This window comes from Thermodesulfobacteriota bacterium (assembly GCA_034189135.1).
In the GTDB taxonomy this organism is placed as follows: Bacteria; Desulfobacterota; Desulfobacteria; order Desulfobacterales; family JAUWMJ01; genus JAUWMJ01.
Map to the genome: position 1 here is coordinate 37777 of JAXHVO010000106.1, position 7573 is coordinate 45349.

Genomic DNA, 7573 nt, shown 5'->3' on the forward strand with positions numbered 1-7573 from the left:
AAAATTCCTCCTACATAACTCCCTCAAGCAAAGCGTCGACTTTGCACAGTATCTGATCGTCTTCGTACCAGTTAAGTTCAATGGCCTTGGCGGGGCATTCAGCCGCGCAAATTCCGCATCCATGGCACAAAGCGTCATCAATTTCACTCACGCCTTCTTCATTAATCACCGGAACTCCGTAAGGACATGACCGGACGCATACCAGACAGGAAGCGCATACATCTGTATTGACCCTGGCCGTAATTGCAGACAAGGTAAGCTCATCCTGTGATAAAAACGTAGTTGTTCTTGATACCGCCGCAAGGGACTGAGCGATTGCTTCGGACAGAAGCATGGGACTGTGGGCGGTACCGCATACAAATATGCCTTCAGTGGCCATATCCACCGGCCTTAACTTTACATGTGCTTCCAGAAAGTGCCCTTCAGTATTTCTGGCCAGCTTCAGTATGGAGGCCAGCTCTTCGGTGTCTTCGGCTTTTACCCCTGCACTCAGAGCAAGCAGATCCGCACTGACCTGAAGAGGCTGACCCAGGATATGGTCCTTAAAGGTGACCTTCAATCCGTCGTCCGCAGCCTCCACCCTTGGAGGATCCTCCGGGGTGTAACGGGAAAAGATAATTCCGAGTTTCCTGGCTTCGGTGTAATAGTCCTCTAAAAGCCCGTACATGCGGATATCCCGGTAAAGAATATAGATGTCCGCCTGCGGATTCAGTTCTTTTATGTGAAGGGCATTTTTGATGGCGCTCTGACAACAAACACGGGAGCAATTGGGGTTTTCATCATTTCTTGAGCCCACACACTGGATCATCACTACCTGATTCAAATCGTCCAGATCGTTCTTCTCAAGTTGCTCTGATAATTCGATTTGCGTCATCACTCGCGAATCTTCCCCATACAGGTATTCGCCGGGCTGGTATTCGTTGGCACCCGTTGCAACCACCACAGCCCCGTGATTGATTTTTCTTTCGTACATCCCCGGACCCACCAGGACTTCTGTGGTAAAATTTCCCTTGAATCCGGTAAAACCGACAATGAGTGATTGCGTTAAAACCTGGATTTTAGAGTGGGAGGTGACCTTTTCGATCAGCCCTGCCAGGTATTTTTTTACATCTGCTCCGTCTATAGTTTTGGTAAGACGGTTTGCCAGGCCGCCAAGCTGTTTTTCTTTTTCTACTATGACCGTTTCAAACCCCTGATCGGCAAGACCCAGTGCAGTGTTCATCCCGGCCACACCGCCGCCGATGATCAAAGCCCTCTTGTTGACCGGAATCTTCTTTTCATGCAATGGAAAGAGGGTTGCGACTCTGGCCACTGCCATTCTGATAAGATCCTTTGCTTTTCCCGTGGCTGCAACCGGGTCGTCTGAATGAACCCAGGAATCCTGGTTTCGAATGTTGGCCATTTCAAAAAGATATTTGTTAAGACCGCAAGCCTCCAGCGTATCCATAAAAATACCTTCATGTGTTTTCGGCGTACACGAAGCCACCACGATCCGGTTTAAATCATGTTCCGAAATCTGCTCTTTCATTTGATCCTGAGTATCCTGGGAACAGGTAAAAAGGTTATTGCTGGTATAGACGACATGTGGAAGGGAAGCCGCGTACTCCTCTACGGCCTCTATATCCACCACCCCGGCAATATTAATACCACACTTACAGACAAATACACCCACCCGTAACTCCTCTCCATCCACGTCGATTTCTTCCGGAATCTCAACGCTTTTGGTGCACGTGTTTCGGGCTTCAACAAGACTTCTCCCGGCTGCACAGGCCGCCGCACTGGCCTCTATAACCGAACTGGGAATATCTTTCGGTCCCTGGAAGGTCCCACAGGCATAAACACCCTGACGCGAGGTTTCCACAGGTGTAAAAGGAAGAGTTTCGGCAAAACTGTATCGGTTCAAATTAACATCAAGCCGCTTGGCAAGTTCCACCGTCGATTGCGAAATCTCAAGTCCAACCGACAAGACCACCATGTCAAAATCCTCTAGCTGAATACGACCGCTTTCATCCACATACTTTATACGCAGTTCACCGGTATCCCTAACTTCATCTATGGTATGCACCCTGGCCTTTACAAACCGAACCCCTTCCCTATCCTTTGCCCGGTTATAATATTTCTCATAATCCTTGCCAAAGGTTCGGATATCCATGTTAAAAACCACACAATCGAGATCACCCGCGGAATGCTCCTTTGCGATCATCGCTTCTTTAATGGCATAGGTACAGCACACAGACGAACAGTAGCCGTTACCGCACCGGTTCATATCCCTTGACCCGATACACTGCAACCAGGCAATATTTTTAGGCTCCTGACTATCCGACGGCTTTACCAGATGGCCCATGGTGGGGCCTGATGCGCTGAGGATCCGTTCGAATTCCAGACTGGTCATTACATTTGGATTTCTGCTATAATGGTAAAACTCCTGCAGCATGGTGGGGTCGAAGACATCGTTGCCCGGACAGAGAACCACCGACCCGACCTCGATTTCTCTTCTTTCAGTTTCCATGCTGTGATCAATTGCTCCGGCAAGGCACGCATCCACACACTGATAACACTCTGAGCAAATACCGCATTTAAGACACCGCTCTGCCTCGTTTTTCGCTTCGTTTTCATCGTAGCCGTAGGAAACTTCCAGAAAATTACACTCTCGAGCAGCCGGATCCAGACAGCGAACCGGAGTTCTGGGTTTATGGGATTCAAGAGAGACATCCGGCTTTTCAAATTCCCAGGTCTTTTCCCTATCTTTTTTAAGATCCATCCCATTGATAAAACGGTGAATACTCTCGGCAGCTTCCTTGCCGCATGAAACGGCTTCCACCACCGATTTGGGACCGTAAAATGCATCACCGCCGGCGAATACCCAGTCAATAGGTGTCTGTAAAGTGACCGGGTCGGCTTCCAAACCGCCCACCCTCGTGACAGCAATACCTTGCTCCTTGATGAATGACAGGTCGGTGCTCTGGCCGATGGAGATGATCACCGTGTCGCCGAACACCGGTTGGCACTCGTTTTCATCATATGACGGGTTAAAGCGACCGTCGCTGTCAAAAACAGCAGTACAGGTCTTAAACTCTATCCCGGAGACCTTGTTGCTTTTGTCTATGAAAAAGGCCTTGGGTCCGAAACTGTTAATAATCTTGATATCGCTTTCCAGGGCTTCCTCGATTTCATGCTCCCAGGCGGGCATCTCTTCGCGTTTTTCCAGACAGATCATGGTGACGGTCTTGGCCCCCTTGCGTTTGGCAGTCAGCGCCACATCGATGGCCACATTGCCGCCACCAACCACTATGACATCGTCGCCAATAGGCACATCTTTGCCCATGGCACTATCGCGGAGAAAATCCACGCCCTGGAGAACACCTTCCCCATCTTCGTTTTCAACGCCCAAACTGCGCCCGCCGTGCAGGCCGATGGCCATAAACATGGCCGAAAAACCATCTTTTTTAAGGCTTTTCATGGTGATGTCTTTGCCGAAGGTAATCCCGGTTTCAATGGTTACCCCCATTTCTTCGATCACTCTGATTTCACTTTGCAGAATATCCCTCGGTAAACGGTATTCAGGGATGCCCACAGCCATCATACCGCCGGCTACCGGCAATTTTTCAAAAATAGTCACCTGGTAGCCATTTCTTGCCAGAGAATAAGCGGCCGCCAGTCCTGCCGGACCTGAACCAATAATAGCCACCTTTTCATTGCGCGGCTCAGCCGTTTCCGGGATGTAGCTTGTATCCTGTCCCAATTCCCAGTCGGCCAGGAAGCGATGCAGTTCACGAATGGCCAATGGCTGGTCCACGTCGTTGCGGGTACAGATCTCTTCGCAGGGATGGTGGCATACCCGGCCACAGATGCCGGGAAAGGGGTGATCCTCTTTAAAAAGCTTCAACGCCTCGAGGTACTTCCCCTCATTGATCAGGGCAATATAGCCCTGTATGCTTACATGGGCCGGACAAGTGGCCTTGCAGGGTGCAGTTCCTATCTTACTGATGGCAAAAGCGCCGGGAATGGCTTGGGCGTATTGCTTATAAATGGCTTTTCTTTTTGAAAGTCCCTTGTCATACTCGTTGGGAACCTCAATGGGGCATACACCGATACATTCGCCACAGCTGGTACACTTCGAAATGTCCACATAACGCGCCTTTTGAGTTACCGTTGCGGTGAAATGTCCCACATCGCCATTGAGTTCTTCAAGTTCCGTATTGGTTAAAAGTTCTATGTTCAAATGCCGGCCGACCTCGACCAGTTTAGGCGAAATCACTCACATGGCACAGTCGTTGGTTGGAAAGGTCTTGTCCAGCTGAGACATCATTCCGCCAATGGCTGAAGACTTTTCAAGCATGTAAACGTAGTATCCTGAGTTGGCAAGATCCAGGGCGGACTGCATTCCGGCAATCCCTCCGCCAACAACCATGACTGATCCAATAATTTCTTTGCTATTATTTTTGTCGCTCATTTTTTATTCCTTAAATCCTTTCAAGTATTTGTGGAAGTTTGCTTTCCCATCCGATGGTGGATAGAAGAACCCCGCTGAATCCCTCTTTTTTTAACGTGGCGACCATTTCAGCTGCAATAAGAGTACACTCGCGAACTTTATCGGGTGATTTTTGGATCCGTTTAATCAGGGAATCGGGAATAAAAACATTATCCACGTTACGAACCATATAGCGGGCCATACCCAGTGATTTAAGCAGCAGCACGGTGGGAATAATCTTTGCCTTTTCAGTGTTCACCTTTTTTATGAAAGGCTCGATGGCAGAAAGATCAAATAAAGGCGGGGTGATGAAAAATTGGGTACCTGCATTGATCTTCTTGTTCATCTCTTCAAGTACCAAATCCGGAGACTTCCCTTTTGCACCTGCATCAACCGTGGAACCGACCAGAAACTGCGGAGAACCTGAAAGATCAATTCCGGCCATATCCTTCCCCTGTTGAAGACCGCTGATGACCTGCAACAGTTGCTCCAAATCGATGTCATACACCGATCTTGCCTGATGGTGATCTCCAAATCCCGGATCTTCTCCTTTCACTGCCATTACATTGGTAATACCACAGCCAAAGGCAGCAAGAAGATCGGCCTGAAGGGCAATTCTGTTTCTGTCCCGGCAATTGAGCTGCATGACCGTATCCATCCCTTTTGCCTGCAAAATCATGGCAGCACCCAGGGAACTCATCCGCATCACAGCGTTGCTCATTTCCGGTACCAAAAAAGCATCCACTTCGCCTTTAACCCTTTGAGCATCGGCAACCATCCCGGTGATATCTACCCCCTTGGGTGGCTCCATTTCTGCAAGGATGGCAAATTCCCCTGCGTTAAATTTGTTTTTTAAATGCATAAGTTTACCTCCGGCTTTTTTTCTTTATCTGCTGATTCCATCTTTACAGCAACTTTTATGCCGATTTGATATAGAATTGGGCAATAGTCAATTAAATCTATTTTTTTAGTAAGTTACGCTTATTTATTTTTTTGTGTATCAAAATTAAATTTAAATAAATTCACCGGAAGGTTGTGCCGATTTGGCATATGTGATAATAAAAACATTTAAATTTAAAATTGTTACTGACGCTATGCCATTATGGGATAGTCCATATTGGATGATACTTCAGCTCATAACTGTTAGCTCACGGTAAAAAAAGGATTTCATCCTTCTTGAAACAAGGCTGGACTGTAAGTTATGGGCGATGAACTGTGGTAAAGAGCTATTACTGAATTACTTCATTAGAAATAAACGGTCGTTTTTCAATCTTAGCTCGGTTCGACCGGGAAATCGCCTATTGGCCCGCTACCAGACTTAACAAATGAGGTCGGTATCGTACACGCTCCCTATCTTCTCAGTTAAACCGATACAGGCAGAGACGATCAACGCCGCCGTGAGATTCTGTCCGCTGGGGCTGGCTCAAATCTAATTGAAGTCTGCCTCAGGCAGACCGTACGTTCATTTATAGATAAGATTGTTAAGTCTGGTAGCGGGCCAATCGGCGATTTCCCGGTCGAACCTTAGGTTTCATGCTTCGTTGTGCCCAGTCGAGCATGAAAATTTATGTTAAACAAAACAACGTGGTTTTTATCAAAATGTAGAGGGCGGTAAAAAATGGATAACACCATCATTTTAGTGGATGATGATCCGGATTTTGTTGAGATATTAAAAGTAAAATTAAAAAGAATCGGTTTTACCAATGTACGTACCGAAGTTGATTCGGTGAAAGCCGCCTCCCTTTTTGAAAGGGGGCAGACCTTTGATGTGGCTTTGATAGATATGTCCATGCCCGACTTGAATGGTATCCAGCTGCTTGAACGAATAAAAAACACTTCGCCCGGCACTGAATGTATCATGGTGACTGCAGTAAACGATGCCAGGGTAGCAGTGGACTGTCTGAAAAAGGGGGCTTATGATTATCTGGTCAAACCGATTGAAAGAGAAGATCTTGTCCTGTCGATACACCGTGCTTTGGAAAGAAAGCGCTTGCTTGACATTCTGGATGTTAAAAAGAAAGCCTCCCTGCCAAAACTGATTTACGCCGATACCTTTAAGCCAATCATCACCCGGTCACATAAGATGCTCAGGATATTAAAAGAAGCGGAACTCCATGCAAAAAGCGATGTACCGATTTTGATTACCGGTGAAAGTGGCACCGGCAAAGAGCTTTTGGCTAAGGCGATTCACTGCACCAGCCCAAGGTCCAAGTTTAAATTTACTCCGGTAAATATGGCCTCTTTGACTACTGGCCTGTTCGAGGCCGAATTTTTCGGACATACCAAAGGCGCTTTTACCGGTGCGGAAAACCAACGCGCAGGTTTCCTGGAACACACAAACCAGGGAACTCTTTTTTTAGATGAAATTGGCAATCTTCCCCTTGAACTCCAGGGAAAACTGTTGCGCGTTCTGCAGGACGGAGAATATTTTAAGCTGGGCTCGAGCAGCCATCAGACAGCGGATGTTCGTTTAATCACTGCAACCAATGAAGACTTAGATAAGCTAATGGCAAAGGGGATGTTCCGTAAGGATCTATATTACCGAATCCGCTGTGGATGGCTTCATCTTCCTCCTCTCAGGGAAAGAAAAGAGGATATTCCTCTGCTGGTAAAAAAATTCTTTCAGGAGTACAACGGAACAGGTAACTCACAAAATATTGGGGAAGAAGCCATCCGACTGCTTATGGATTATGATTATCCCGGAAATATAAGAGAACTTAAAGCCATCATCCAGTCTGCGGTGAACCTGGCTCAGGGAAAGCCGATTTCAGCGAACTTCCTGCCGGATCATCTGAAAAAAAATATGGCGGTGTCACCCTGTGCCGATTCGCCTGAAAAACCCTCAGTGGCCAAGCTCTCACAGATTGAAAAAAACCATATTCTCCATACCTATAACCATACCGGCCAAAATAAATCTCAAACAGCCAGACTGTTAGGGATTGGTCTGAACACACTTAGAAGAAAACTAAAGGCCTATGGTGTTAACTAGTGTCGATCCATAAATAGACAAATTTACTACTGAACGACAGGTCAAAATAAGATGCCGGTTCAGAATAGTACAAAGTCGGGATCGAATTCGTTCCGAAAATGAGCATATGCTCA

The 7573-nt window shown here is 47.1% G+C and carries 3 protein-coding genes; 1 reads left to right on the forward strand and 2 read right to left on the reverse strand.

From position 1 onward, the window contains the following. Window positions 1-10: 10 nt before the first annotated feature. Window positions 11-4453 (reverse strand): FAD-dependent oxidoreductase, encoded by a 4443-nt coding sequence (locus tag SWH54_15805; protein ID MDY6792727.1) that lies wholly within the window; start codon window positions 4451-4453, stop codon window positions 11-13. Between the two features lie 10 nt (window positions 4454-4463). Then, a complete protein-coding gene (locus SWH54_15810; GenBank protein MDY6792728.1) occupies window positions 4464-5333 on the reverse strand; it encodes a methylenetetrahydrofolate reductase in 870 nt (289 codons plus the stop codon). Window positions 5334-6089: 756 nt separating this feature from the next. Here SWH54_15810 and SWH54_15815 point away from each other — a divergent pair. Continuing rightward, window positions 6090-7460: a sigma-54 dependent transcriptional regulator gene (locus SWH54_15815; GenBank protein MDY6792729.1), complete on the forward strand. Its 1371-nt coding sequence runs from the start codon at window positions 6090-6092 to the stop codon at window positions 7458-7460. The last annotated feature ends 113 nt before the right edge of the window (window positions 7461-7573 follow it).